General features: G+C 42.5%; 23 protein-coding genes. 9 read left to right on the top strand and 14 right to left on the bottom strand.

The window, feature by feature from the left end:
- Window positions 1-226: 226 nt before the first annotated feature.
- Window positions 227-1,117: a 1-aminocyclopropane-1-carboxylate deaminase/D-cysteine desulfhydrase gene (locus AC59JO_RS11985; protein ID WP_497305533.1), complete on the bottom strand. Its 891-nt coding sequence runs from the start codon at window positions 1,115-1,117 to the stop codon at window positions 227-229.
- A 75-nt stretch (window positions 1,118-1,192) separates the two neighbouring features.
- Between AC59JO_RS11985 and AC59JO_RS11980 the strand changes: the two genes are divergently transcribed.
- Complete coding sequence (locus tag AC59JO_RS11980) at window positions 1,193-2,227, top strand: RluA family pseudouridine synthase (RefSeq protein ID WP_413666423.1); 1,035 nt, start codon at window positions 1,193-1,195, stop codon at window positions 2,225-2,227.
- A gap of 72 nt (window positions 2,228-2,299) precedes the next feature.
- The gene (locus AC59JO_RS11975; RefSeq protein WP_413666422.1) at window positions 2,300-3,136 is read left to right on the top strand and encodes an aminotransferase class IV; all 837 of its coding nucleotides are present in this window, start codon (window positions 2,300-2,302) and stop codon (window positions 3,134-3,136) included.
- A 182-nt stretch (window positions 3,137-3,318) separates the two neighbouring features.
- On the opposite strand, the gene AC59JO_RS11970 is transcribed toward AC59JO_RS11975, so the two are convergent.
- Window positions 3,319-4,116: a DUF3050 domain-containing protein gene (locus tag AC59JO_RS11970; protein WP_497305530.1), complete on the bottom strand. Its 798-nt coding sequence runs from the start codon at window positions 4,114-4,116 to the stop codon at window positions 3,319-3,321.
- A gap of 146 nt (window positions 4,117-4,262) precedes the next feature.
- On the opposite strand from AC59JO_RS11970, the gene AC59JO_RS11965 reads away from it, so the two are divergent.
- Entirely contained in the window at window positions 4,263-4,871 is a 609-nt protein-coding gene (locus tag AC59JO_RS11965) for a hypothetical protein (protein ID WP_497305528.1), read from the top strand.
- 156 nt (window positions 4,872-5,027) lie between these two features.
- Here AC59JO_RS11965 and AC59JO_RS11960 read toward each other — a convergent pair whose 3' ends face one another.
- From AC59JO_RS11960 to AC59JO_RS11940, 5 genes are all read right to left on the bottom strand, one after another.
- On the bottom strand, window positions 5,028-5,798 hold the full coding sequence (locus tag AC59JO_RS11960) for a YqjF family protein (RefSeq protein WP_497305526.1): 771 nt from the start codon (window positions 5,796-5,798) through the stop codon (window positions 5,028-5,030).
- A 10-nt stretch (window positions 5,799-5,808) separates the two neighbouring features.
- Complete coding sequence (locus AC59JO_RS11955) at window positions 5,809-6,609, bottom strand: M48 family metallopeptidase (protein ID WP_497305524.1); 801 nt, start codon at window positions 6,607-6,609, stop codon at window positions 5,809-5,811.
- Between the two features lie 5 nt (window positions 6,610-6,614).
- Window positions 6,615-7,268 carry a glycerol-3-phosphate 1-O-acyltransferase PlsY gene (gene plsY / locus AC59JO_RS11950; RefSeq protein WP_413666417.1) on the bottom strand — a complete coding sequence of 218 codons (654 nt, stop codon included), beginning with the start codon at window positions 7,266-7,268 and terminating at the stop codon, window positions 6,615-6,617.
- Window positions 7,269-7,370: 102 nt separating this feature from the next.
- Window positions 7,371-8,216, bottom strand: a complete 846-nt coding sequence (gene nadC, locus AC59JO_RS11945; RefSeq protein ID WP_413666416.1) for a carboxylating nicotinate-nucleotide diphosphorylase — start codon at window positions 8,214-8,216, stop codon at window positions 7,371-7,373.
- A 162-nt stretch (window positions 8,217-8,378) separates the two neighbouring features.
- On the bottom strand, window positions 8,379-8,774 hold the full coding sequence (locus AC59JO_RS11940) for a DUF4783 domain-containing protein (RefSeq protein WP_413666415.1): 396 nt from the start codon (window positions 8,772-8,774) through the stop codon (window positions 8,379-8,381).
- Window positions 8,775-8,967: 193 nt separating this feature from the next.
- Between AC59JO_RS11940 and gpmI the strand changes: the two genes are divergently transcribed.
- Window positions 8,968-10,491, top strand: a complete 1,524-nt coding sequence (gene gpmI, locus AC59JO_RS11935) for a 2,3-bisphosphoglycerate-independent phosphoglycerate mutase (RefSeq protein ID WP_497305521.1) — start codon at window positions 8,968-8,970, stop codon at window positions 10,489-10,491.
- Window positions 10,478-11,044, top strand: coding sequence for a hypothetical protein (locus AC59JO_RS11930; protein WP_497305519.1), 567 nt, complete (start codon window positions 10,478-10,480; stop codon window positions 11,042-11,044). Before gpmI ends, AC59JO_RS11930 begins: the two co-directional genes overlap by 14 nt.
- A 277-nt stretch (window positions 11,045-11,321) precedes the next feature.
- Here the strand turns inward: AC59JO_RS11930 and AC59JO_RS11925 are convergent, their stop codons facing one another.
- Window positions 11,322-11,972 (bottom strand): tetratricopeptide repeat protein, encoded by a 651-nt coding sequence (locus tag AC59JO_RS11925; protein ID WP_091222075.1) that lies wholly within the window; start codon window positions 11,970-11,972, stop codon window positions 11,322-11,324.
- A 368-nt stretch (window positions 11,973-12,340) separates the two neighbouring features.
- Here AC59JO_RS11925 and lon point away from each other — a divergent pair, with 368 nt between their 5' ends.
- Window positions 12,341-14,815: an endopeptidase La gene (lon, locus tag AC59JO_RS11920; RefSeq protein WP_413666412.1), complete on the top strand. Its 2,475-nt coding sequence runs from the start codon at window positions 12,341-12,343 to the stop codon at window positions 14,813-14,815.
- Window positions 14,816-15,236: 421 nt separating this feature from the next.
- The gene (locus AC59JO_RS11915) at window positions 15,237-16,196 is read left to right on the top strand and encodes a lipid A deacylase LpxR family protein (RefSeq protein WP_497305516.1); all 960 of its coding nucleotides are present in this window, start codon (window positions 15,237-15,239) and stop codon (window positions 16,194-16,196) included.
- A gap of 135 nt (window positions 16,197-16,331) precedes the next feature.
- Here the strand turns inward: AC59JO_RS11915 and arfB are convergent, their stop codons facing one another.
- Window positions 16,332-16,742: an alternative ribosome rescue aminoacyl-tRNA hydrolase ArfB gene (gene arfB / locus AC59JO_RS11910; RefSeq protein ID WP_497305514.1), complete on the bottom strand. Its 411-nt coding sequence runs from the start codon at window positions 16,740-16,742 to the stop codon at window positions 16,332-16,334.
- 71 nt (window positions 16,743-16,813) lie between these two features.
- Between arfB and cmk the strand changes: the two genes are divergently transcribed.
- A complete protein-coding gene (cmk, locus tag AC59JO_RS11905) occupies window positions 16,814-17,491 on the top strand; it encodes a (d)CMP kinase (RefSeq protein WP_091222059.1) in 678 nt (225 codons plus the stop codon).
- A gap of 122 nt (window positions 17,492-17,613) precedes the next feature.
- Here cmk and AC59JO_RS11900 read toward each other — a convergent pair whose 3' ends face one another.
- Window positions 17,614-18,066, bottom strand: a complete 453-nt coding sequence (locus tag AC59JO_RS11900; RefSeq protein ID WP_413666409.1) for a deoxycytidylate deaminase — start codon at window positions 18,064-18,066, stop codon at window positions 17,614-17,616.
- Window positions 18,067-18,154: 88 nt separating this feature from the next.
- Entirely contained in the window at window positions 18,155-19,789 is a 1,635-nt protein-coding gene (locus tag AC59JO_RS11895) for an MFS transporter (RefSeq protein ID WP_497305511.1), read from the bottom strand.
- A gap of 167 nt (window positions 19,790-19,956) precedes the next feature.
- Between AC59JO_RS11895 and AC59JO_RS11890 the strand changes: the two genes are divergently transcribed.
- Window positions 19,957-20,613, top strand: a complete 657-nt coding sequence (locus AC59JO_RS11890) for a LysE family translocator (protein ID WP_110587194.1) — start codon at window positions 19,957-19,959, stop codon at window positions 20,611-20,613.
- Between the two features lie 338 nt (window positions 20,614-20,951).
- Here the strand turns inward: AC59JO_RS11890 and AC59JO_RS11885 are convergent, their stop codons facing one another.
- The 3 genes from AC59JO_RS11885 to AC59JO_RS11875 form a co-directional block, all read right to left on the bottom strand.
- A complete protein-coding gene (locus AC59JO_RS11885; protein ID WP_497305509.1) occupies window positions 20,952-22,859 on the bottom strand; it encodes an amidophosphoribosyltransferase in 1,908 nt (635 codons plus the stop codon).
- 172 nt (window positions 22,860-23,031) lie between these two features.
- Window positions 23,032-25,011: an amidohydrolase family protein gene (locus tag AC59JO_RS11880; RefSeq protein ID WP_413666405.1), complete on the bottom strand. Its 1,980-nt coding sequence runs from the start codon at window positions 25,009-25,011 to the stop codon at window positions 23,032-23,034.
- 435 nt (window positions 25,012-25,446) lie between these two features.
- Window positions 25,447-26,076 carry an alpha-ketoglutarate-dependent dioxygenase AlkB family protein gene (locus tag AC59JO_RS11875; protein WP_413666404.1) on the bottom strand — a complete coding sequence of 210 codons (630 nt, stop codon included), beginning with the start codon at window positions 26,074-26,076 and terminating at the stop codon, window positions 25,447-25,449.
- Between the last annotated feature and the right edge of the window lie 105 nt (window positions 26,077-26,181).

The raw sequence follows: 26,181 nt of genomic DNA, 5'->3' as shown, positions 1-26,181 counted from the left end.
AATTACGCGAATTATTCTGATTTGTATAAATTCGAACCCATTGGCGTAATTAATACTATCTAATTCCAATTCGAGAAAATTCGAACCCATTCGCGTAATTAGTGCTAATTAAACTTTTCTTTCATCCCCAGTAAACACGAATGATTTGCATGACACCTAACAATTAGAACGAATTACACGAATTAACCACGTTCGCGAAAATTCGAACCCATTCGAGTAATTAGTGTTATTTAAATTTTTCTTTCATCCCCAATAATCCCCAGATACCCCCGCTGTGAATTGCCAGGATCTTACTGCCGGGTTCAAAGCGCCCTTTGGCGATCAGGTCATACAAGGCATACATCATTTTGCCGGTATAAACAGGCTCTATCAATATGCCTGTTTCGGGTACAAATTGTTTAATATAACTGATAAGCGCATCATTTGCCTTACCATATCCGCCAAAGTGATAATCGGTGTGGATATCATAATTTGCCGGGGCGGTTAAAAAACGGTCTATTTCTTCCCTAATAAAACCACCGTTTTTAAATACCGGTACCGCGTTAAATTTTGTTTTAAACTGATGGTTGTTTAATCCGTTAATGATACCAGCCGCAGTTGTACCTGTACCGCAGGCGCAAAAAATATGGTCGTAGGTTTCGGTGAGTTCATTAACCAGTTCACTGCAGCCTTTGGCCCCTTCGGCAGATGCCCCGCCTTCGTCAATAAAAAATGCCTGCTCATCATTGCAGAAATATTGATTGAACAGGGCTGGTTTATCACGATAGCTGTCACGATCAGTAAACTGCAATTTCATACCATGCAGACGGCATAAAAATAGGGTATCATTATCAACTTCCTCACCACGAACAATCCCTGTTGATTTAAAACCAAACTTTGCCGCCGCGGCGGCGGTAGCCATCAGGTGGTTGGAGTAGGCTCCGCCAAAAGTTACAAGATGTGTTTTCCCTTCGGTTTGAGCTTTTTTAAGTACATATTTGAGTTTACGCCATTTATTGCCCGATATCATAGGGTGGATAAGATCATCGCGCTTGATAAAAACTTTTACGCCGCAGCTATCAAACAAAGGGTTATTGATTTGCTGTACCGGGCTAAAAATTTCAAGATCAATGTTCATAAAATAATACGGCGTTAATGCTATTGCAATATTACGTTTAACCTACCACAAAAAACGATTACTTTTGCGCCTCAAATGGCACACGAACCCGAACTTATAGAGCAGGAAGAACAGGACTTGTACGAGCACTTACGCGTAGTGGTTGACAAGGGCCAGTCGCTTTTGCGGATTGACAAATTTTTGATGCACCGCGTAGAGAATGCCTCACGCAACCGCATTCAAAATGCTATTGAACTGGGTAATGTACTGGTGAACGATAAAACCATCAAAGCAAGCTATAAAGTAAAGCCGCTTGATGTGATTTCGGTAGTATTACCGCACCCGCCCCGCGATACAGAAGTTTACCCCGAAAACATCCCCATCAATATCATTTATGAAGATGATGATGTGCTGGTTGTTGATAAAGAAGCGGGCATGGTGGTACACCCCGGCTATAACAATTACACAGGCACACTGGTTAACGCGCTTGTTTATCATTTTCAGCAATTGCCAACCCTGCCGGGTAATGATGGCCGCCCGGGCCTTGTGCACCGTATTGACAAGGATACCTCAGGCTTGCTGCTCATCAGCAAAAATGAGCGCGCCATGAACTGGCTGGCTAAGCAATTTTTTGATCATACCATCACCCGTAAATACATTGCCTTAGTTTGGGGCGACCTGCCTGAGGATGGCACCGTAACGGGCTATATTGGCCGTAGTGTGGCCGACAGAAGGGTAATGTCGATATACGATGACCCCGAAAAAGGCAAATGGTCGGTAACACATTATAAAGTATTGGAGCGAATGGGCTATGTTACGTTGATAGAATGCCAGCTGGAAACCGGTCGTACCCACCAGATCAGGGCACATATGAGGCATATCGGTCACCCATTATTCAGTGATGCTACATACGGTGGTGATAAAATTTTAAAAGGAACCATGTTCAGCAAGTACAAGCAGTTTGTTGAAAACTGTTTTGAGCTGATGCCAAGGCAGGCCCTGCATGCACAAACACTGGGCTTTTTACACCCCACATTAAAAAAACAGGTGCATTTTGAATCGCCTCTGCCTGCTGATTTTGAAGCAGTACTTACAAAATGGCGAAAATACAGTGATACCGATACGAAGTAACAGACGTTAGATAACAAAGAATAATACCGATAACCAGTTTAAGCACAATCAAATTATAATATCTACCTGTCCATGATGCCCGTATTCATCAATTTTAACGGCGAATATCTCCCTCAAAACACACCATTGCTTTCCATTGGCAACAGGGGCTTCAAATATGGCGACGGCCTATTTGAAAGCATGCGGTTAATGAAGGGGAAACTGAAATTTGCCGAACTGCATGCCGACAGGCTTCAACGCGGTATGAAGGCCCTTAAAATTGATGGTTATTCGCAAATGGATACCTGGTTTTTAAACGATATTGTTAATGAGCTTGCCCGCAGGAATAAAGTAAAGCACGGCAGGCTGCGCTTAACTGTTTACCGTGACGCAGAGGGCCTGTATACCCCCACCCAAAACAAAATGGGTTATTGCCTGGAGTTAACCCCATCAGAAGAGCCCCGGTATTTTTTGAATGAGAAAGGCCTGATCATGGATGTGTTTACTGAACTACCCAAGCCTTCCAATTACCTGTCGAACATTAAAACCTGCAACTCGCTTATTTACGTAATGGCGAGCCTGTATAAAACCCAGAATAAACTGGATGATGTTTTTTTGCTGAACCAAAACGGCAACCTCTGCGAGGCCAGCAGCTCCAACATTTTCATTAACTACCAAAACCATTTATATACCCCGGCACTAAGCGAAGGCTGCGTTGAAGGCGTTATGCGCCATGTGGTGATTAAACTGGCAAAAGAAAATAATATTGAGATAACAGAAGCCCAGATCAATCCCGACATCTTATACGAAGCCGATGAAGTGTTTTTAACCAATGCCACCCGCGGCATACAAACCGTTATGGGCTTTGGGGTAAGGCGTTATTTTAATCAGTATAGTAAGGTGCTGATGGATGAGTTGAATAAATTGTAGGGTATTTAGTTTTTTTACCGATTGTCATTTCGACGAACCTGTTGGGGAATGAGCGTTAGTGTGAGGAGAAATCTTGTACGCCATGTACAATTGCTTTGCAGGGCGCGTAAGATTTCTCTTTCGCCCCGGCGCTCTGTTTCTCCGCAGTTCTATCGAATTGACAATTTTTACAGAATATATGTTTAAAGTGAACTTACTTCCTGTACCTTAATCGCCTCCGAAATCCCGTCCCAAAGTGCAATACGTGCCAGCAAAGCTTCTTTAACAGCTACGGTAGCTTCAGCCCATTTGCTGTCATCCTCCCCACAAAGTTCAGCGGTCATTTGATAAGCCAGTTGCGAATGGTGATCGCCATCTACTTCAATATGGCGCTCGAGGTAATATAGCAGGATATCAACCTTACCAGGCAATTGCCGGCTTAGCTCTTTAACGATGCTTACAAACATATCCGGGATCAGATCTTCACGACCAAAGGTGAATACCGCTGCCTGCAGGTAATCTTTGTTGGTATCTATTACATCAAAAGTATGCTGCACAAAGTTGCGTGCAGCAACCGGAATGTTGGCTATGATCAGCGCCTCATCGATATGTTTACCGAAATTCAATTCGTTAAACAGGTTATTGATACCTTCGGCTGTACTACCGGCTTGCTGCATAGCGCGCAGATAAAGCTCAAAATGGCTTGCGCGATTACCTTGCTCGTCGATATCACTTTCCTCGCCGGCAACAATTTCATTGATCAGGTAACGGGTATTGGCATTGCCTGTAGGCATCCATGGCGTAACGGTGCAGGTAAGCTTTTGCTGCAAAGCTTTCAGCAACGACATAAAATCCCAAACAGCAAACACATGATGCTCCATAAAAACGGTAAGCTCATCAAGCGAAGTGATATTTTTATAAAGCTCATGACTGATAAGCTGATCGCGTAAAGGCTGGATCTCGTTTTTTAACTGTGCAATGCGGTTACTGTAATTTGCCATGTATCAATAAAATTATATGGGCAGCAAAAATAGTAAACAGGGTGATTATTAATGAAGTGATTATTTTTTTTGACGGGATGGTGATAGGACAGGATAGTTTTATCAAAGGCGTAGCATTTTGTAGTAAGAGAACAGTATATTTAATTATGAAAACCGTTACCCTATCGCTTATTGCGATGCTCTTGATATTAGCATCATGTAATCACATTTCTTCCCAAAAAGCAGATCAGCAAACAGGAGTTCCGAAGCCTCTACAGGATAATATCGATGACTACAGCATAAAAAAATCGAGAGGAGATAATCTATTACAAGACATTTATGTCGATCAGGTAGAAAAGCAACCAGAACTGCAAAATCTGGAAAACTTAATGAAGCATTTTTACGATGGATTGCCTGATAGCGTGAAGAGTTTTCAAATTTATGACAATAAATCCACCGCCTACTACAGATCAGCTAACGACGCATTAAATAATATGCAGGACACCGTTTTAAGGGATCGTTTACGTGCGTTAATTAATGAGAGTAAGCATAAATATCTTGATACCATCAAAAGGTTTTCAACTTTAATGGCACATATCGACAGTAATAAAATAAAGATCGAGGATTATCATACTGTTTTAAAAATCGTTACCACACTTCCTGTTATCGAAAACTATCAATATAAAAATCTGCCAGATATTAAAAGCGTGGCAAATCTGGCCAATGAAGCCCAACGGTTAAAAGCCAAAACAATTCAATTGGCAAATAAACATTAGGATCACAGGTATTAATTGAGATGTGCTTGAAGACAGTTAATTTAGATGTGACTCAGGACAAGCTGCCCCAGAGGGGCAGCTAGGCTTAGTTACTGGTTAACCGATTTGTAAAATCTAAATTACTAAAACACTGAAAGCCTGATCTTAATAACCTCATCACCTGCCCACCACTATCTTCTCTCCTATCCGCACTGTAATATCCGACCCAAGTGCATAAAAAGCAGAGACAGGCTCTTTTTCAAGATATGGTTTAAAAGCTTCTCCATACAGCGCCATAACATCAGCATCAAAAACATAATCACGCACCAGGCCTGTTTGCCATGAAATATGCTCAACCTGGTATTCCATAGTTTGGGTGGCGCTTAAACCGTTGTATCCCCAGTAGTGTTCTAAAATAAACTCCTCCGGGCTTCCGGATTTAATATCAACTAACTCATTACTTGCAGTAGCGCCAAGCCTGTTCCACCGGCCGTTTAATTTCCACTCATATAAAAATTGGGTATGGTTATCTGCAGACGCGGTAATAGAACTACGCATGGGCAGTGCACGGTAATGTTCTTTATAAAGATTGTTGGCAATAAGCGCGATCATCGTTTTAGGTACTATTTCGCTTATAAAAACAGCTCCCCGCTTCCATTCTTTACCGTTGAAATATCTAACATAAAACCGAAGGTTCACCTCTTCAAAGTTCACATGCCATGGCCATTTGAGGCCCATAACCTGCGTATCCAGAAACATGAAGCCAACCATACTCACCAGGGCTTTTCCTTCCCATAAATCAAGTACTGTACCTGCCGGGATGTACGGTTTTAATATTGCAGCATCAACCTCGTAATTGAGCATAACGAGGTTTTTCCACTGCGCTTTTAAAAATTCGCTTTTAGCCATAAAAAGAAAAATCCCGCCTTGTTTACCGGCGGGATTCATTTAACAATGATTATTTTTTATAATATTTCATAGCCTCGGGTATGAGGTTCTGGATATCGGCAATGCGGGTAGCATCAGCAGGGTGAGTGCTCAAAAACTCAGGGGGTGCTCCGCCTTTGTTTTGGGCTGCCATGCGTTGCCAAAAAGCAATTGCATTATGCGGATCATAACCGGCCATAGCCATAAAGGTTAAACCCAAACGGTCTGCCTCCGACTCCTGTTTACGGGAATAGGCCAACAATTTCAACTGGCTTCCAACACCATATAAAGTACTTATAGCAGTTTGTGTAGCCTGCGACTGCTGGCTTGTAGCGACACCTACCAGCTGTCCGCCTCCTTGTAGCAGCATTTCCTGCGAAATCCTTTCGGCCGAGTGACGGGCAATGGCATGACCAATTTCGTGGCCCATAACTACGGCAAGGTAAGCATCGGTATTAGCTACGGGTAATAAACCGCTGTAAACAGCCACTTTGCCGCCGGGCATACACCAGGCGTTAACCTCGCTGCTCTGGATCAGGTTAAACTCCCAATTAAAGCTATACTGATCGCCATAACCGTTGTCTTTAAGGTATTTTTCAATAGCTGTAGCCAACCTGTTACCAATAACTTTAACGCGTTGAGCATCGGAGCCGGTGGTTACCACCTTAGTTTTGGGATCGGTAAGCAGTTGTTTGTAGCTTGCTGCGGCCGATTGGTTTACTTCGGCATCGCCAACAAGGCTTAATTGTTTACGGCCGGTTAGCGGCACAGTTGAACACGAAAAGATAGCGATGACAGCTATCAGGACTAATACAGGTTTAAACTTTTTCATGGTGATCAGGCAGTTGTTGTTTTCTTTTTAAAAAAATTAACTTTCGATTCTTTGCCCCTTATTAAGCGCTCTATATTTTTTTGGTGGGTTACCAGCACAAGCACGCAAATGCACATGCCATAAATTACTATCGACCGGATAGGTGTCGGAAAAACAAATGTAACGCCTATAGGATAAGTAAAGGCAGCTGCAATTGAACTCAGCGACACATATTTTGAAATCAATAATACCGTTATAAATACAATTACACACAGTAAGGCGGCATGAAAATGTATAGCCAAAATCATTCCAAACAAGGTTGCAACACCCTTGCCCCCTCTAAAACCCGCAAAAATCGGGAACAGGTGGCCCATAACCGCTGCTATGCCTAAAGCAAGCTCATAATTGGTATATGCGGTTGAATTGATGGCACCAGTGGCAGATGCACCAATAAAATAAGCAAAGTTGGTAGCTGCCCAGCCTTTAAATATATCAAGCATCATCACCGGGATGCCTGCTTTTTTACCAAGCACACGAAAAGTATTTGTAGCACCTGCGTTACCGCTTCCGTACTCGCGTACATCCACATTGTAAAAAGCCATACCTATCCAAACAGCCGTAGGTATTGAGCCGCACAGATAAGCCATTATAAGCGCTGTAACAGAGTAAACGGTTATCATTCTCCTGCAATATTACAAAATTGAAGCGGTAAAAGCGTTTTAATCTCAGCGCTTTTACCACTAAACTTTGTTTAACAATATGTTACTTGATGTTTAATTACCCTATTTTACGGCTTTAAGACTCAGGTCGAGACTTTTAACTGAGTGTGTTAGCGCCCCTACCGAAATGTAATCAACCCCGCAATCGGCATAGTCACGAATGTTATCGATGGTGATCCCACCCGAAGCTTCAGTAATGAACCGTCCTTTGTTCAAGGCCACAGCCTGACGCAGGTTGTCGAAATCAAAATTATCTATCAATATACGGTTTACGTTTCCGGTTTGTAAAACCTGCTCCAGTTCATCAAGGTTACGCACCTCTATTTCAATGGCCAGTTTTTTTCCGTTATCAGCAAGGTATTGGTTGGCGCTTTCAATGGCCTGCCTTATTCCACCGGCATAATCCACATGGTTATCCTTAATCAGGATCATATCGTACAAACCAAACCTGTGGTTTACACCGCCGCCTATACGCACTGCCCATTTTTCGAGGTAACGCAAACCCGGAGTAGTTTTGCGGGTATCTAAAACTTTAGTGTTAGTCCCTTTCAGCAGGTCAACAATGTGCCGGGTTTTTGTAGCAATTCCTGACATGCGCTGCATACAATTCAGTACCAGGCGCTCGGCGGTTAAAATACTGCGCGAACTGCCTTCAACCTCAAAAGCTACATCGCCATATTTAACAGGGGTACCATCTTGTAAAAACACGTTAAGCTTAAGGTTTGGATCAACTACATGAAATATTTCGGCAGCCAGCTCAACACCGGCCAGTATTCCTTCATCCTTAACTAAAAGTTTTGCTTTGCCGGCAGCATCGGCAGGGATAGTTGCAAGCGAAGTATGATCGCCATCGCCAACATCCTCACTTAAAGCATTATTTATAAACTGATGTATTAGTTCCTTATCCAATTGTGTATTTTTTGAGTGTCAAAAGTAACAACAATTTTCAAATGCAGGGGTTTGATGGCGATGTATGATAAAATGAATTTGAAAATGTGCTGATTTGAAAATTTGATAATGCGAAAGCATATTCATTTTCAAATTAACCAATCTTCAAATTTTCAAATTAAATTATTTCACCTTCTCATCCTCAATCTTCAACTCAACAACATTAGTACCTTTACCTGCGTCTTTAAGGGTGATGGCAACCCTAAATTCGCCTTTATCGGTATTTAAAATATAAACACCAAAATGGTAATTGCCTCCCGAGTTTACTTTATGGAGGAGTTTGATACCCTGAGGTTTGTTTTTGGCGAAAAACTTATCTAAAATAACTGCAGCCTGGGTTTGGGAGTAAACATTTTCATCTTCCATAATGGTTATCTCCACATTATTGGCAAACAGCTTTGAAAGCTCTTTAGTATTACCTGCTTTTAAAAGATTAGCCACGTTATCTATCGCATCGGCTGGAGAAGCATGCGGAAGCAACAGCAAAAAAATAAACGATGACAGGTATATTAATTTCATAATATAATAACGTACTAATAGGTGTTAAAGTTACAAATAGCTCCTAATTATTTAGTTGATTTGATGAAATATAAATGGCACTTAAATATATTGTATATTATATACTAACACCGAAGTTGCACTTTTATTTCGGGTTGCTAACCTAAATTAAAAAATTATAGTTAAAGTACCCCATTGCCTTTATATTTGCAATGTGGAAAACAAAAAGAAACTCGCATTAATAATACTTGATGGCTGGGGTTACGGCCGCAATGATCAATCAAACGCCATACTTGCTGCCAATACGCCTTTTGTTGACGGCCTGCTTAAGCAATATCCTAATTCAAAACTTGAAGCATCAGGAACGGCGGTGGGCTTACCTGCCGGGCAAATGGGCAACTCAGAAGTGGGGCACATGAACCTTGGCGCCGGCCGGGTGGTTTACCAGGAACTTGGCCGCATCCATAAAGCGGTTGATGACCATGAACTGCCAACTATCCCTGTTTTGAAAAATGCCTTTGAATACGCCAAACAAAACAATAAAGATGTACACTTCATAGGTTTAGTATCTGATGGAGGTGTGCACTCGCATATCAGGCACGTAAAAGGCCTTTGCGATGCTGCTAAACAACTGGACGTTAATAACGTATATATCCATGCTTTTTTAGACGGACGCGATACCGATCCTAAATCGGGTCTGGGTTTTGTTACCGAATTAGAAGAGCATATTGCCGGTACCGGTACTAAAATAGCTTCAGCAATAGGCAGGTATTATGCTATGGACCGCGATAACCGCTGGGAACGCGTTAAACTGGCTTATGACCTGTTGGTTAATGGCCTTGGCACACCAACACAAAATGTTACCGACCTCATCAAACACTCATACCTTGAGGATGTTACCGATGAGTTTGTAAAACCAATAGTTGCAGTTGATGGCGAAGGAAAACCGCTGGCGGTTATTAAAGACGGCGATGTGGTGATCTGCTTTAACTTCCGTACCGATAGGGGCCGCGAGATTAGTATCGCATTAACCCAAAAATCGTTCCCTGAGTACAACATGCATCCGCTGGATATCCGTTACATTACCATGACCCCATATGATGAAACGTTTAAGAATGTACAGGTTGTTTTCAACAAGGAAGATCTGACCAAAACCCTGGGTGAGATCCTGCAAAATGCCGGAAAATCACAGATCAGGATTGCCGAAACTGAGAAATACCCTCACGTAACCTTCTTCTTTTCGGGCGGCAGGGAAAAAGAGTTTGCTAACGAAAAAAGGTTATTAGTACCGTCCCCAAAGGTTGCTACTTACGATTTACAACCTGAGATGAGCGCTGCCGGCATCCGTGATGCGATTATTCCCGAGCTGGAAACCGGCTGGCCTGATTTTGTTTGCCTTAACTTTGCCAATACCGATATGGTTGGCCATACCGGTGTTTTCAGCGCCGTAGTAAAAGCAGCCGAGACTGCCGACAGCTGTACCAAAGCTGTTGTTGAAGCAGGTTTAGCCAATGGTTATTCATTCATCATCCTGGCCGACCACGGTAATGCTGACTATATGATCAACGAAGACGGATCGCCAAACACCGCACACACCACCAACCTGGTACCATGTATTGTGATTGACAAAGATGTTAAAGAAGTAAAGGACGGAAAACTGGGCGACGTGGCGCCAACCATATTAAGCATATTAGGTGTTGCCATCCCTCCCGAAATGACTGGAAATGTATTGGTGTAATCCAAAAAGCATAAGTAAAGCCGCCCTGATGGGCGGCTTTTTATTGTTAATAGCAAATTTGTTTTCGTGCCGGCCCGATAACAGGCAAAGCGGCGCAAAACTGGTTTACTTTGATTTGAAAGCTTTTTTCAGAACAGATTCGGCACGGCTTGCAAAACTAAACCCCGCTGTAACCAAAACGGTTACCCACAACGGCGTTACCGAAACCAAAACTGTGCATATAGGCAACTGGAGCCAGGAACTTAATTTGTTTATTCAATCGGACATTAACCGACCGGCCTGGAAAAACAGCTATACGGTAAGTACCAGCGATAGCGCCATTATTTACAAAGCGCGCACACCTGAGCTTAAAACCCGCCGCATCATCATCAAAAAAGCCGGTGATAAAGTTGAGTGGATCCTGATCTATAACCACACTAAAAACCTGCTGTACGAAACCAATGAGAAGCTCAGTTATTTTCCCGATTCGCTTTACCTCATCCAGAAAACACAGCATGTGAAACTGATGGGCAGGAACGATTATAAAGTACAGGGAACTTTGCCGAAGAGGTAAAAGATATTGTTTTTTCAGGTTAGAAAAAAAGCAACCGCCAGCTTCTCCAAATTATATAGCTGCGCCGTATACCTACATTTTTTTAGCCCCATAGCGTAAATAAAAACGATGTCATTTCGACAAACAAGCGCAGGTAATTGCGCGTCGGGGTGAGGAGAAATCTTATACGTCAGTCATGAATAGTTTGCTTTGCGTCACGTATAAGATTTCTCTTTCGTGCCGCCCAAAGGCCATCTCATGTTCTATCGAAATGACAAAAACAGATATTTAAAAAACTTTAGTGCTGCTTAACCAGCGTATTACTACCCGTAGTGGCCTGGATCAATTTTTCTTTCGACTGATCGATCAGCGCAGAAATATCCATACGGCTTGGGTTATCGGCAAGTACTTTTTCCAAATCGGCAATTGATGCTTTCAATGAATTGATACCCCTGGCTTTATCGTAAAAATGAGAAGTGTTTTGCAGCTTAAACATACCGTAATCGCGGTAAGCTATCCCCCTGTTTTGGTAGTATTTATTATCTCTCATATCGCTGTTGATAGAGATGGCCTTTGTAAGATCAACAATAGCACCCAGCAGGTATAACTCCTTATCTGCAGCCGAAGCCTGGTTATCCCTGCCAAGATAGCTTTTTGCCCTCGCCCTGTAATAATAAGCGGTAGCATCGGCCGGCTTTACAGCAATTACCTTGGTATATGCCAGTATTGATTTTTTGTAGTTATCGCTATGATAATAAGAATAGCCCAACATCCACATGGCATTGGCATTAGTTGAATCGGTTATGCACGCCTTTTCCAGGTGCGACACCGCCGAACGGAAATCGCCATCCATGAGTGCCTGCTGACCAAGCCGCACATACGCATTTTGCGCTATTGCCGACTCAAGCGAAGACATGATCAGAAGGGGCAGGATAACTGATAACTTCATTAAACGGATTACTGGTAAAACAAAAATGGTATTATATTAACTATCAATGCATCAAATTATTATGCCATATAACAGTTTTGTGAAAAAATATTTCACATGTGCATAAAATTGTGAACAGCGATACTATGACTTTTTTTCATCTTTACCAATAAAATCTTAATTATTTACAATACTTGCCATAAATTTGTAACAAACATATAACCAACACGTTAAATCAACGTATTATTTATTACCGGTTATTGGCACAACTTGGCACAGCTCTTGAACCATAGTAAGGTGCGATTTATAATCGCAATTTAACCTGTAATTGACGTAGATACTATTTTGCAGGCTGACAACATGGCGTTTTATTCTATAAAATATAATTAATGAACTTCGATCCGTTTGATTTTAAAAGTGCTTTACCGGTTATAAATGAGGATTCAGAATTTTTCCCGTTAATGTCATCGGAAGATGAGGAGGAGATGAATAATGAGGAGCTTCCCGATGTAATGCCTATTTTACCCTTACGCAATACAGTACTTTTTCCTGGTGTTGTGATCCCAATTACAGTTGGAAGGGACAAATCAATAAAACTAATTCGCGATGCCAATAAAGGCAGCCGCATGATTGGGGTAGTTTCGCAACAGGATGTGGGTATTGAAGACCCTACCTTTGATCAGCTTAATAAAGTTGGCACCATAGCACTCATTGTAAAAATGCTGCAAATGCCCGATGGTAATACAACCGTTATTATACAAGGCAAAAAACGTTTTTATTTAAAAGAAGAAGTACAAAGCGAGCCTTATATAAAAGCTACAGTTGAGCCTTTCCATGAAATAAAAGCTAAGGAAGACAAGGAGTTTAAAGCCATGGTATCGTCCATTAAGGATATGGCCATGAGTATTATCCAACTTTCGCCAAATATCCCGAGCGAAGCAGGCATAGCTATCCGCAATATCGAGAGCACTTCGTTCCTGATCAACTTCATATCATCAAACATGAATGCTGATATGACAGCCAAACAACATTTGCTCGAAATTGCCAATCTGCGCGAACGGGCCAACCTGGTGCTGGAGCACTTAACGCTCGACCTGCAAATGCTGGAACTGAAAAATCAAATCCAGACCAAAGTACGTGTCGATTTGGATAAGCAGCAAAGGGATTATTTCCTTAATCAGCAGCTTAAAACCATACAGGAAGAGCTTGGCGGTAACACACCTGATCTGGAAATTGAGAGCCTGCGCCAGCGCGCCGTTAAAAAGAAATGGGCTAAAGAAGTTAAAGACCATTTCACCAAAGAGCTTGAAAAGCTCGCCCGTACCAATCCTGCAGCCGCCGATTATTCTGTACAGATCAACTACCTTGAATTGCTGCTTGATTTGCCATGGAACGAATTCACAAAAGATAACTTCGACCTTAAGCGTGCACAAAGGATCCTTGATAAAGATCACTTTGGTTTGGATAAGGTAAAACAACGTATTATCGAATATCTGGCCGTGCTTAAATTGAAGCATGACATGAAAGCGCCTATTCTTTGTTTGGTAGGCCCCCCGGGAGTTGGTAAAACATCGTTGGGTAAATCAATAGCCAAAGCTTTGGGCCGTAAATATGTGCGCATGGCGTTGGGCGGTATTCGCGACGAGGCCGAGATCCGCGGTCACCGTAAAACATATATTGGTGCTATGCCGGGCCGCATTATCCAATCCATAAAAAAAGCAGGCGCTTCAAACCCGGTATTTATTTTAGATGAGATAGATAAAGTAGGCAACGATTTCAGGGGCGATCCATCATCTGCCCTGCTTGAGGTGCTCGATCCTGAACAAAACGGCACTTTTTCTGATCATTATGTGGAGATGGATTACGACCTGTCGAACGTAATGTTTATAGCTACCGCCAACTCTTTAAGCACCATTCAGCCGGCCCTGTTAGACAGGATGGAGATCATTGAGGTGAATGGTTACACCATTGAAGAAAAAATTGAGATAGCCAAACAACACCTTGTACCAAAACAGCGTGAGGCCCATGGCTTAAAAATAAAAGACGTAAGCCTTAAAGCCGATGTGCTTGAAAAGGTAATTGTGGATTATACCCGCGAATCGGGCGTGCGTTCACTGGAAAAAAAGATAGGTTCGGTTGTACGCGGCGTAGCTAAAAACATAGCTATGGAAGAGCCATACAACAGTGCTGTAAGCAAAAAAGATATTGAGAAAATATTAGGGGCACCTATTTTTGATAAAGACCTTTATGAAGGCAATGACGTAGCCGGCGTTGTAACAGGCCTGGCCTGGACTTCTGTTGGAGGCGACATCCTGTTCATTGAAGCGAGTTTAAGTCCCGGAAAAGGACGTTTAACGCTAACAGGTAGTCTTGGTGATGTGATGAAGGAATCAGTAACCATTGCCCTCGCCTATTTGCGTGCACATGCTGCTGATTTTGATATCAACCCCAAACTGTTTGATCAGTGGGATGTACACGTACACGTACCGGCCGGCGCTACCCCAAAAGACGGACCATCGGCAGGAGTCACCATGCTTACTGCATTGGTATCAGCATTTACACAGCGTAAAGTAAAACCTAATCTGGCTATGACAGGTGAGATCACACTCCGCGGCCGTGTATTACCTGTAGGCGGTATCAAAGAAAAGATCCTGGCAGCCAAACGTGCTAATATCAAAGAAATTATCCTGTGCAAATCAAACCAAAAGGATATCCTGGAAATCAAAGAAGATTATATAAAGGACCTTAATTTCCATTACGTTACCGATATGAGAGATGTAATAACGCTTGCTTTGCTTAACGAAAAGGTTAAAAAGCCCATTGACCTTACTGTTAAAGAAGACGATAAAGCGGCCGTTAATTAAGCGGCCTGCTTAACCAAACAAAAAAGGATTCATAGTACGCGTTGAATCCTTTTTTGTTTTAAAGGCTGTGCTTCTGATAGCCCACGATGTGAATACTTTCTTCTATAAAAAAATTGTCATTTCGATTGAGCAAGGGCGGGGCAGTGTGCCGGGGCGAAAGAGAAATCTTATACACCCCGTTTGGCGGTCATAAACGGCGTATAAGATTTCTCCTCACCCCCCACGCATTTCTCAATTGGTTCGTCGAAATGACAATTCTTTTTTAAAACGCTCCGTTTCAAAAAGTGTATCCATCTCCTCTCTCAAAATGGATTTAAGAAAACTTGATCCCGGTTATACAATTTCAAGCACGTAATTTATAACTACTTTATTTGCATTGTCTTTTTTATATATTAGCACGCATATACTATACTAAACCCCAATGCCTAATAAACTATTTTTAACACTGGTATGCCTGCTAAGCGCTACCTGTTTATTTGCACAAACCCGCGGTCACGAATTTGGTATCCAGTCTGATAATGATTCATTCCTTGGTCAGGGATCTGACAGGTATTACACCAATGGTATTTTCTTTTATTACCGAAAAGCTTTAACAGTAAAACCAACCGAAAACGATCTTCAAAACAAAGTTTTAGGATTTGAATTGGGGCAAAAAATGTTTAACCCGCAATCGGGCTATGTTCGCGGCCCTTTTGATATCGACAGGCCATTTGCCGCATATACTTATTTGGGTTCTACACTTAACTTTCTTTATAAAAACGAAAGCAACCTCAAGCTTGGTGCCCAATTGGGTGTAGTAGGCCCTGCCGCAGGTGGCGAACCCGTTCAAAAGCTTATCCACAACACATTTGGTTTTTACCAGCTTAACGGCTGGCAATACCAGATCAAAAACGACGTAGAGCTAAACCTATCGGCCGAATATAATAAATTACTGGCCCGCGCTTCCTGGATCGACCTTAGTTTTAGTTCATACGCCAACCTGGGTAACGGCTTTACCGGCGCAGGTGCAGGTGGTTTTGTACGCATAGGCAACTTCAACCAGCTATTTAATTCTATCAGTACCCAAAGTACAGTATCAACCGGAGGCGAAGAAAAGTTATTGCATAAGCATGAGATCTTTTTCTATTACAAACCTTTAGCCAATTTGGTTGGCTATGATGCCACCATACAAGGTAGCCTGTTCCGCAAACATGACGATCCTAATAGCCTGGAGGTTGTGTCGGAGAAGAAACCATTTATATTTAGCCAGCAGGTGGGCGTAGCTTTTACCACCAGTCGTTTTGCATTTGATATAGCTGCGATATTCCATACCAAAGATGCCAAGGAGATGATCCGCTCGCACCAATGGGGATCAATTACCGGGTTTTACAGGTTTAAGTAATGTTGTAATTTGAAAATGTGTTGATTTGAAAATTTGAAGATGGGCCTGCCATTTTTCACAGAATCGGTGGCTCAATTAAGCTTACATAGGTACTTTTCATTTTCAAATTTTCAAATTAGCGCATTTTCAAATTAACTACTCCCTAAACCCAACTTTCCTGTTCTCTTTCTTCGCCGATTGCATTTTCTTATTATCCAGCCTTGATGCTTTGGCGGCTTTGCTTACTTTGGTTGGCTTACGCATTTTGGGCTTTTGAAGGGCCTTTGTTAACAGTGATATTAGCCTTTCAATCGCTTTCTCCTTATTGAGATACTGGCTGCGCTCTTCATCGCATATTACCTGTACATAGCCATCTTTATTAAGCCTGTTTTGCAGTTTTTCAGTTAGCAGTTGTTTTTCCTCATCGGTAAACAATGCAGATGAAGCTATTGAAAATAACAGTTCAACCTTGCTCGAAACCTTGTTAACGTTTTGGCCGCCCTTTCCGCCGCTTCTTGATGCTTTATAGGTAGTTTCCTTTTGGAGATCGGCTTTTGTAAAATTCATCCTCAAAAATAAGCCTAATTGAGTTAGCTCTGTCGGGGCATTTACTAATAATTTGCTATTTTAGCAGTTCTATGAACAACAACATCGTAGTAGCCATTGATGGTTATTCTTCGTGCGGAAAAAGCACCCTGGCAAAAGCCTTAGCAAAAGAGCTTCATTTTATTTATGTAGATAGCGGCGCTATGTACCGCGCCGTAACCTTATATTTTTTAAGGCATAACATTGATCTTGAAAACCATGCCCAGATAGCCGAGGCCTTGCATAATATCCATCTTAACTTCCATACGCAAAACCATAAAACCTTTATCACTTTAAATGAAGAGGATGTGTCTGATGAGATCCGCCAAATGCATGTGGCCGAAAAAGTTAGTTCGGTAGCTGCCATTAAAGAAGTGCGTGTGGCAATGGTAAGACAGCAACAGCGATTAGGCCGTTCAAAAAACATCATTATGGATGGCAGGGATATCGGTACAGTGGTGTTCCCGGACGCACAGGTAAAGCTGTTTATGACTGCCGATCCGAAGATTCGCGCCGAACGCCGCTATAAGGAGTTGTTGCCAACTAACCCTAACATTACATTAGAAGAAGTTTTTGATAACCTGGCCCACCGCGATTACCAGGATACCACCCGCGAAGAAAGCCCGCTTACCCGTGCCGAAGATGCCATTATATTAGATAACACCGACCTGAGCCAGGACGAACAACTCATGTTTGCCATAAGCCATATCGAACCGTTTATTGCGGAGTAGTGGGAACCATGATTTTCAGGATTAGAGGATTTCCTGATACTGCAAAAATGTATCAGGAGATCTTTTAATCAAGCAAATCAGGGTTTTAAAATATATCAGCGAAATCAACGCAATCAAAACCATCAACGGTCAAACTTCTCTGCCTTAACCCCAAACCGGTTCAAAAAATCCACCCCCTCATCACTTGCCAGGCCTTTATATTCTGCATACGATTTATCGTAGTAAACCTGGGTTATCCCTGCCGAATAAATGAGCCTTGCACAAGGTAAGCACGGTGATAGTGTAGTATACAACGTAGCCCCTTCAAGCCTTGCACCGTTTTTTACGGCGTATAGTATCGCGTTTTCTTCGGCATGTAGTGCCAATGAGCAACTCCCTTTCGAATCGCGTGCGCAACCTGTTTCAGGCCATTCTACATCACAATTGTGCGTACCTGCCGGCGGACCATTATAGCCAATAGAGATGATCCTGGTATCACGCGTTAAAACCGCTCCCACATGTGCCTTAACACAGTGCGACCGCTCGGCCAGATCTGTGGCCAGGTTCATAAAAATCTGATCGAAGCTGGGTTTCATAGTTTAATTCATTATGTCATTAAACGTCATTGGGTCATTACTTCATTTAAAATGACTTAATGACCCAATGATTAATGAGCGTTAAATATTAATGTCCGCCTTTAACTTCAACGTGGTCAAGGTCGATGCCCTGGCTGCGAAGTTCGCGGCTTACTTTCCATGCAAAATAAGCAAGGTATGCAAAGCCAATTACCGGCACAATGTACGAGAAGTGGATACCGCTCACGCCCGGGATAACGCCGGTTGCTCCATCGGCAATTTTACCTTGCAGCGGCGGAATGATTGAACCACCCAAAATCATCATGATCAGGAACGCCGAGCCCTGGCTGGTATATTTACCTAAACCCGTAATTGCCAATGAAAAGATAGATGGCCACATGATAGAGCAGCATAAACCACCACTAATGAAAGCGAAGGTTGCAACCTTACCTGTAGTAAATAAACCAGCAAGCATAAATGCTACACCCAATAAACCAAGTACCGATAAAGTACGGGTTGGTTTTTGCTGCCCGATAAAGAAAGCCACAACCAGGATAGCTACACAAACTGCATAAGCATACAGGTTACTTACATTAACGCCTGTGGCAGCATTCACCAGCAATACAATACCAAAAGCAAGGAAAGGGATCAATACATATAATATGTATTTAACTGATTTTGAAAGGTTGAATGCATCTATCGAACCGGCAAAACGGCCAATCATCAAACTACCCCAGTATAAGGAAATATAAGGTGCAATATCAGACTCGGCGAAAGAACCAAATTCAGGCGTTTTTAATAAAGCGCCCATATTACTTTGAATCGTTACCTCGGTGCCTACATAAGTAAATATGGCCAGCATACCTAATATCAACTGAGGGTACTGCATAGCTCCCCAGCCTTCTTTGTTCTTTTTGGCGGCGAAAATAGTACCTATCAGCGTAAAAATGATTATAGCCAATGAAGCATATACAAAATACTGACTTGGTATGCCGGTAGCCTTGCTGATAGGATCGGCAGCAAGAATTAAGCAAAACGCTACAAACATTACCAGTAACGGTGTATTTGCTTTTGAGCTTGATTCGATCTTTTCATCGCTGGTAACCTTTGGCAGGTTCGAGACCCAGAAGAATAAAGCGACAGCAATAAATAAGCCGGCCAACAAATAATACAGGTTATTAATTGATGATATTTTAACATCAGCAGCTGCTGTTTTAGCGGTTGCCGAACCAAATAATACTACGCCTACTACAACCGGGCCTAATAATGCCCCAATGTTATTGATACTGCCTGCAAAATTCAAACGGTTTGAACCTGTCTCTGGCGGGCCTAACGCAACAACAAATGGGTTTGCTGCTGTTTGTTGCAATGAAAATCCAACTGCTATAATAAAGAATACAGCCAGGATAAAACCAAACGCGCCGGAGGCTACAGCAGGGATCATCCCTAAAGCTCCAACGGCCGAAATAACAAGACCTAAAATAATACCGTTTTTATAACCTAACTTATTCATGATATCAACCTTGCTGGCTTGTGAAGCAAAGTAAAGTATCAGTGAACCAATGAAATATCCACCATAAAAGGTAAAGTCAATTAATTGGGATTCGAACTGGGTAAGGTGAAAGTGCTCTTTACAGAAAGGTATGAAAATACCGTTAGAGGCTGCTAAAAAGCCCCAAAAGAAAAACACGGTAATCAGCGTATACAGGGCTGTACCGTAGTTCTTAGCATTGTTTTGTTCCATTTTAAAGTAGGTTGTACTAATTTGATTTTTGAATCTCTAAACATAATTCAATTTTGGTAAAACTCTCGTCTCTTTTTTAAATAAATTAAATCACAATTTTAACTTTCGTTGTTTATGAGATAAAATTGCATATTCGCAATGTTCAAAAAAGAACAAAGCTTAACTTAATGATAAAAGCCATTGTTTCGGGTATCGGGTTTGGATTAGTACTTACGTTTATTACCGGCCCGGTTTTTTTTGCGCTCATTAAAACCAGTATCGAAAAAGGTTTTCATGCCGGTGTTTCGCTTGCCCTTGGCGTGGTTTGCAGCGACGTGGTTTTTGTAGGCGCAATCCTGTTCGGCTCGCAATATATCGATGTATCCGACCATACTAAAGTCATAGCCGGTGTTGTAGGCAGCGCCATATTATTTGCACTTGGCCTGTATTACATGTTCAAGAAAAGCGAGATCAATTACGAAAATAAAGTACCCTCAAGTGCCGACCGTTTTGGTTATGTGCTCAAAGGCTTCCTGATGTGCATTTTTAACCCTACCCTCCTCTTCCACTGGACAGTGGTAATCGGTGCAGCCAGTACAACATTCCTGGTAGGTACCCCCCACAGGTCCTTTCATATAGCCGTTATGTTTTTAACCATATTGATCATCCAGTTTGGTATGGATACCCTCAAAGCATTCTACGCCAATAAACTCAGGGCACGTATTTCGGTTAAATTTATTCATCGTTTAAATGAGGTTGCAGGGATTGCGCTTATTATCGCTTCATTAGTGTTGATTGATAAGCTGGTTACTCATTTTGTATTTGCGGCACCGGCAGGGTCGTAAGGGTTTTCTCTTATCTTATTTCCTATCTCACTGCCTCCGTTGTTGGTTTAAAAATCCATGTCATTGCGAGGAGGAACGACGAAGCAATCTCGTAGTTATACAGAGCGGATATGCATTGGCTACGAGATTGCCGCGCTGCGCTCGCAATGACATACGTTTTTTAACAGATAATTTCATTCTCCGAACAACTGTGGCGACAATACCAACATAGTTTTCGTACCTCGCAATGACGCTTTTATATTCATTAGAAAAATGGCTAATTTTTCAAAACAAAAAAGGCGATGAAAATTCATCGCCTCGTATATCATTCCCCCTTTAGGGGGTTAGGGGGCTTGGCTTTACATGTAAGCTCTTTGGTTTTTACCTTCCATCCAGTTGACAAAGGCGCGGTTAACAACCTTGTTACCACCCGGAGTTGGATAATCCCCACTAAAATACCAATCGCCCAAGTTATCAGGACAAGCAATGTGCAGGTTATCTAAAGTTTGATAAATTACCTGTACCTCGCAGTTAACATTTTTAGGGGTAATGATCTGAGCGATACGATCAGAGATCTGCTGATCGGTGAACATAGCATAAATCTCTTTAACATAGTTCACAACCTGCTCTTTCGGTAATTTCTGGCTGTCTTTACATTTTTGGTAAACATCCAGGATCACATCTTCCCTATCCATTTCTTTCAACAGGCTAATTGCTGCTTCAAAAGCAACAAACTCACCCATGCGCGACATATCGATACCGTAGCAGTCAGGATAACGGATCTGCGGAGCAGATGAAACTACAACAACCTTTTTAGGGCCAAGCCTGTCCAAAATTTTCAGGATACTTTGTTTCAATGTAGTACCACGAACAATTGAGTCATCCAATACCACTAAGGTATCAGTGCCTTTTTTGATCAACCCGTAAGTGGTATCATATACGTGAGCCACCATTTCGCTACGGTCGGCATCCTGCGTAATGAACGTGCGGAGCTTAACGTCTTTAATGGCGATCTTTTCAACACGCGGCGCAACCTGAAGTATTTCGGCAACCTTCTCTTCGGTAATATCTGCTCCAAGTTTCACTAATTCCTCGTGCTGATATTTCTTCACGTACTTATGCATACCTTCAACCATGCCGTAAAAAGCAACTTCGGCAGTGTTAGGAATGTACGAGAAAACAGTGTTTTTGATATCGTGATCAACAAAATCCAATATTTGCGGACAAAGCAGGCGACCTAATTGTTTACGCTCACGGTAAATGGCCGCATCGCTTCCGCGTGAAAAGTAAATCCGCTCGAACGAGCAAGCTTTTCTTTCCTGCGGCTCGCTAAACATATCTTCGGTTATCTTACCATTCTTTTTAACGATCAAAGCATGACCCGGGCGAATTTCCCTGATCTGTTCCATCGGTATGTTAAAGGCAGTTTGGATAGCAGGACGCTCAGAAGCAGCAACAACGATCTCGTCATTATAATAATAATAAGCCGGGCGAATGCCAGCAGGGTCGCGCATTACAAAAGCGTCACCATGACCAAGGATGCCGGCAATGGTATAGCCACCATCCCAGTTTTTGGCAGATTTACGCAGGATCTTGGCAACATCCATATCATTAGCTATAAGCTTACTGATTTCCCTGTTATCGTCCAATCCTTCGCGTTTGTACTGATCAAACAAACCCTGGTTTTCGGTATCAATAAAGTGTCCTATTTTTTCGAGCACGGTAACCGTATCGGCTTTTTCTTTCGGATGCTGGCCCAAAGCGTACAGTTGTTGCAGTAACTCATCAACATTGGTCATGTTAAAATTACCTGCAATAACCAGGTTACGGGTCATCCAGTTATTTTGCCTTAAAAAAGGGTGGCAGCTTTCAATGCTGTTTTTGCCATGGGTACCATAACGCAGGTGCCCTAACAAAACCTCGCCGGTAAAACTAACGTGTTCTTTAAGCCATTCGGCATCGGCCAGCTTTTCGGGAGTTTCTTTCTGAATTTCCGCAAATTTCTTTTGGATGTATTCAAAAATATCAGCAACAGCATTTGAAGCCATTGAGCGGTGACGGCTGATGTACCTTTTGCCCGGTTCGATATCCAGTTTAATGGTAGCAACACCTGCGCCATCCTGGCCGCGGTTGTGCTGTTTTTCCATTAAAAGGTAAAGTTTGTTCAGGCCGTACAGTGCAGTTCCGTACTTTTTCTGATAATAAGATAGTGGCTTTAGTAAGCGGATAAATGCCACACCGCATTCATGTTTAATCTGATCGCTCATGATTCGGAATGAGGCTGCAAAGGTATCATTTTTAAATTAACTATGCCTACATCCAATTGTCATTAATTAGTAGTTTGTTTTTTGTTCTGCCGATTGGGTAAATAGCCAATTAAATGCAAGGTAATTACACTGAAAACCAACTATTCAGCCAATCAATTCAACAACTAATAACTTAATTTTTAAACCCAACCATCCGGTGTAACTTAACCGGATCATAGATCCTGCCTTGTTTTATTACTACTGATACTTTCCTGATATTGCTGATATTCTTGAGTGGATCGCCATCGATAATCACAAGATCGGCTTGCTTGCCCACTTCAATTGAACCCGTTATTTTATCAAGGCTCATCACGGCAGCAGGTGTTATCGTTGCTGTTTTGATAGCCTGTGCAGGAGTGAGACCAGCTTCCACATAAAGCTCCAACTCCCTGTCAAGGCTATAACCGGGGAAACCCATATCTGTCCCCGCAACAATGGTAACTCCGGCATCATACAATACCTTAACCGTTTTCTTCATACTTTCATACAAGGGCTTAACCTTAGCCGCCTGTGCAGGTTCTTCGCCCATATTTTTAAACAAGGCCTGAAGCGGCAGTGGCAGGTTATAATAGTTAGGTTCAAGTTTGGTTATATCGTCCTTAACATTGCGCAGGGCCAGCTCAAAAACACCAACCGTAGGGTCAATAACCACGTTATGGTCTTTTATAAACTTAACGGCTGCTATACTTACAGAATCATCAAAAATAACAGACCTGTCCTTATCCCGTTTCATGATGGAATACACGTACTGTACATGGTTAACCATATTCATCCCCGAATCCACGCCCTGTTGCAGGCGCATCCCGTTGGGGATATGGCCTGTTACAGTTAAACCCAACCGGTGCGCCTCGTCACAAATAACTTTAACTATGGCGGGCTTTACCGAGCTGTAGATCTTGATTTGTTGAAAGCCGTTTTCTTTATAACGGTCAACCGCCTTAATTGCCTCTTCCTTTGTATCGGCCTGGATTATACCCAATGCATACGGCCCTTTGCCGTCAATGATACCGGCTTTAATAATATTAGGGCCAACGCCTTTACCTCCATCAATTGCCGCTTTTATAGCATTGATATAACCAAATTCATTGCCACAATCGCGCACAGTGGTTACCCCCGCTGCAAGATAGGCCGGTCCCCACTCGGCTTGTTCAAAGTGTGCGTGCATATCCCACAGGCCGGGTAAAATAGATTTTCCCTTAGCATCAATCATCTTAGCTCCCGCCGGTATTTTAACCTCGCCAACTTTGCCTGTTTGTTTGATAATGCCATTTTCTATCAACACAACAGCGTCTGGCGTACTCGTACCTGTATTTACATCAACCAGGTTCCCGCCGGTAACAGCTATTAGCTTATCAACTTTACCCGTTGGCGCAGTTGCTTTGGCAAACAGCTCCATACCATAAGTTGCGGCCTTGCTAATGAGTTGCGGCAATAACGCTTCATAAGGCACGCGCATCATTTCCAGTTTATCGCCTTCGGCATCATTTGTGATCAGGCAAATAAGCTTCCCTCCATTATCCGTCCAAACCAGCTCATTACCCCAAACCAGTCCGCTTATGGTAAGCCGGTTTAAAGTAAGCGGCTTGCCATTGAAAGTAAGCTGATCAGTGCCTGATCTTTTGATCTGTACAGCCCCAAACGGCAGGGTATGGATACTTTCGGGCTGTTTGTGCTTATTCCAGTATTGAATGAGCACCTGTTGCACAGTACCCGGAGAATAGCCAGCTACCGGAAAGCTGAGTGGCAGTACTTTTTGTGTATACGACGAATCATTAACCCTGATTGACGCTTCCCCTCCGCGAATGGTTATTTTATCGTCAATGGTCGAAAATCTTGAGGTATTGCCTTTTATGGTCAGTTCTAATGGCTCAACTGCGGGGTTTACTTTTAGTTCGGCAGTAAGGGGCACCGCCGAACCTCGATCAACAAATTTGAAATCAATGTTATAATGAACAGCATCTTTATACTTGTGCACATAGTACGTCTCCTTGCCGATATGCTGTTCAAATTTATGCAGGAAGAAAGTTCCGCTATCAACAGGTAAGTCGGTTTGAGCCCGGGCATTGGTTATCAAGGCCGAAACAGCGGCAAATAATAATAAATGTCTTTTCATAAGGTCAGTAATGTTAATGTAAGATAGCAGTTTGTTTGGGATGTTACAAAATCACCTATGAGATTTTGGCTAAAGCCCTACGTGGCCTGCCTTTGACCATCGGTTAAAACCGACGGCAATGAATCTTTACCGGTCGAAGTTTAGCGATAGCGTGACTTTTCGCCGTTGTTGGTATTCGGAAGATTTTTTAATTCCCTCCTTGGGGAGGGGTGAGGTGGGATGTGCATTGGCTGGGAGGGGTTATGCGTCATTAAAGCAGATAAGTCTGCTGGCGAAACCCCTCCCTACACTTTCCCAGGGAAGGGAATCGCACAATCCCCTGCTTTTTAAATCTCCCCAACACCTATGATGGCAACACCAACAACGTGAAGTTAAACTGAAAGATTAACTGATTTTGGATCGAAGTTACGCTCTCGTTAAACTTCGACCAGTGCACTACCGTAAATACAAAAAACCTTGTCCTATATACCTAAACGTAATATTAATCCTCGCCCCTTGTATCCTGCCTGTTTTGGGCACCTGGTGAAGCCAGTGATGTTGTGTTTCCCCCTGCATGATTAGCAGATCGCCATTATTGAGGTTGATAGAAACTTTGGCATTTTTTTGCTGCTTATGTTTAAACTGAAAAATTCGCGAAGCACCGAATGATACTGAGGCAATAACCGGATTGCCTCCAAGCTCGGTTTCATCATCGCTGTGCCAGCCCATGCTGTCGTTGCCATTGCGATAATAATTGATCAAAGCAGTATTGAACCGGTGCCCGCATTGCTGCTCTGCCGCCTGCTTAATGCCGCCAAGCAGCGGACTAAACTTAACCGGAACGTTCACTACTCCGGAGTACACGTACACTTCATCGCTTTCGCCATACCAGGCCGTAAGCCGGGGGAAATTTATTTCCTTACCATAGATCTTCATTTTATCCTGCTTCCATGGAACTTCATTCACCAATTGCTCAAATACATCTTGTTTAAAAAAGTGCGGGTATAATAACACCTCGCCATCAAAAGGCAACAAGTTTTTCGACCCGCCAAACAAGTTAAGTTGATCGTTATTGAATAGATCCATACCCAAATATCTGCAATATCACGATAAAAACACCACTCCCGGATTATTCTCAAAATGATAAAAGCTATCATTTTGATAGCTTTTACTCAAAATGAGAAAATCATT

Source organism: Mucilaginibacter sp. A5337 (assembly GCF_059690695.1).
The sequence above is the reverse complement of the archived record's forward strand: the minus strand, read 5'-3'. Positions and strand labels throughout refer to the sequence as shown.

Bases quoted from the DNA above. Each gene is read 5' to 3' on its own strand.
- AC59JO_RS11985 (WP_497305533.1), bottom strand. From the start codon at position 1,117: ATGAACATTGATCTTGAAATTTTTAGCCCGGTACAGCAAATCAATAAC.
- AC59JO_RS11980 (WP_413666423.1), top strand. From the start codon at position 1,193: ATGGCACACGAACCCGAACTTATAGAGCAGGAAGAACAGGACTTGTAC.
- AC59JO_RS11975 (WP_413666422.1), top strand. From the start codon at position 2,300: ATGATGCCCGTATTCATCAATTTTAACGGCGAATATCTCCCTCAAAAC.
- AC59JO_RS11970 (WP_497305530.1), bottom strand. From the start codon at position 4,116: ATGGCAAATTACAGTAACCGCATTGCACAGTTAAAAAACGAGATCCAG.
- AC59JO_RS11965 (WP_497305528.1), top strand. From the start codon at position 4,263: ATGAAAACCGTTACCCTATCGCTTATTGCGATGCTCTTGATATTAGCA.
- AC59JO_RS11960 (WP_497305526.1), bottom strand. From the start codon at position 5,798: ATGAATCCCGCCGGTAAACAAGGCGGGATTTTTCTTTTTATGGCTAAA.
- AC59JO_RS11955 (WP_497305524.1), bottom strand. From the start codon at position 6,609: ATGAAAAAGTTTAAACCTGTATTAGTCCTGATAGCTGTCATCGCTATC.
- plsY (WP_413666417.1), bottom strand. From the start codon at position 7,268: ATGATAACCGTTTACTCTGTTACAGCGCTTATAATGGCTTATCTGTGC.
- AC59JO_RS11940 (WP_413666415.1), bottom strand. From the start codon at position 8,774: ATGAAATTAATATACCTGTCATCGTTTATTTTTTTGCTGTTGCTTCCG.
- AC59JO_RS11930 (WP_497305519.1), top strand. From the start codon at position 10,478: ATGTATTGGTGTAATCCAAAAAGCATAAGTAAAGCCGCCCTGATGGGC.
- AC59JO_RS11925 (WP_091222075.1), bottom strand. From the start codon at position 11,972: ATGAAGTTATCAGTTATCCTGCCCCTTCTGATCATGTCTTCGCTTGAG.
- lon (WP_413666412.1), top strand. From the start codon at position 12,341: ATGAACTTCGATCCGTTTGATTTTAAAAGTGCTTTACCGGTTATAAAT.
- AC59JO_RS11915 (WP_497305516.1), top strand. From the start codon at position 15,237: ATGCCTAATAAACTATTTTTAACACTGGTATGCCTGCTAAGCGCTACC.
- arfB (WP_497305514.1), bottom strand. From the start codon at position 16,742: ATGAATTTTACAAAAGCCGATCTCCAAAAGGAAACTACCTATAAAGCA.
- cmk (WP_091222059.1), top strand. From the start codon at position 16,814: ATGAACAACAACATCGTAGTAGCCATTGATGGTTATTCTTCGTGCGGA.
- AC59JO_RS11900 (WP_413666409.1), bottom strand. From the start codon at position 18,066: ATGAAACCCAGCTTCGATCAGATTTTTATGAACCTGGCCACAGATCTG.
- AC59JO_RS11895 (WP_497305511.1), bottom strand. From the start codon at position 19,789: ATGGAACAAAACAATGCTAAGAACTACGGTACAGCCCTGTATACGCTG.
- AC59JO_RS11890 (WP_110587194.1), top strand. From the start codon at position 19,957: ATGATAAAAGCCATTGTTTCGGGTATCGGGTTTGGATTAGTACTTACG.
- AC59JO_RS11885 (WP_497305509.1), bottom strand. From the start codon at position 22,859: ATGAGCGATCAGATTAAACATGAATGCGGTGTGGCATTTATCCGCTTA.
- AC59JO_RS11880 (WP_413666405.1), bottom strand. From the start codon at position 25,011: ATGAAAAGACATTTATTATTATTTGCCGCTGTTTCGGCCTTGATAACC.
- AC59JO_RS11875 (WP_413666404.1), bottom strand. From the start codon at position 26,076: ATGGATCTATTCAATAACGATCAACTTAACTTGTTTGGCGGGTCGAAA.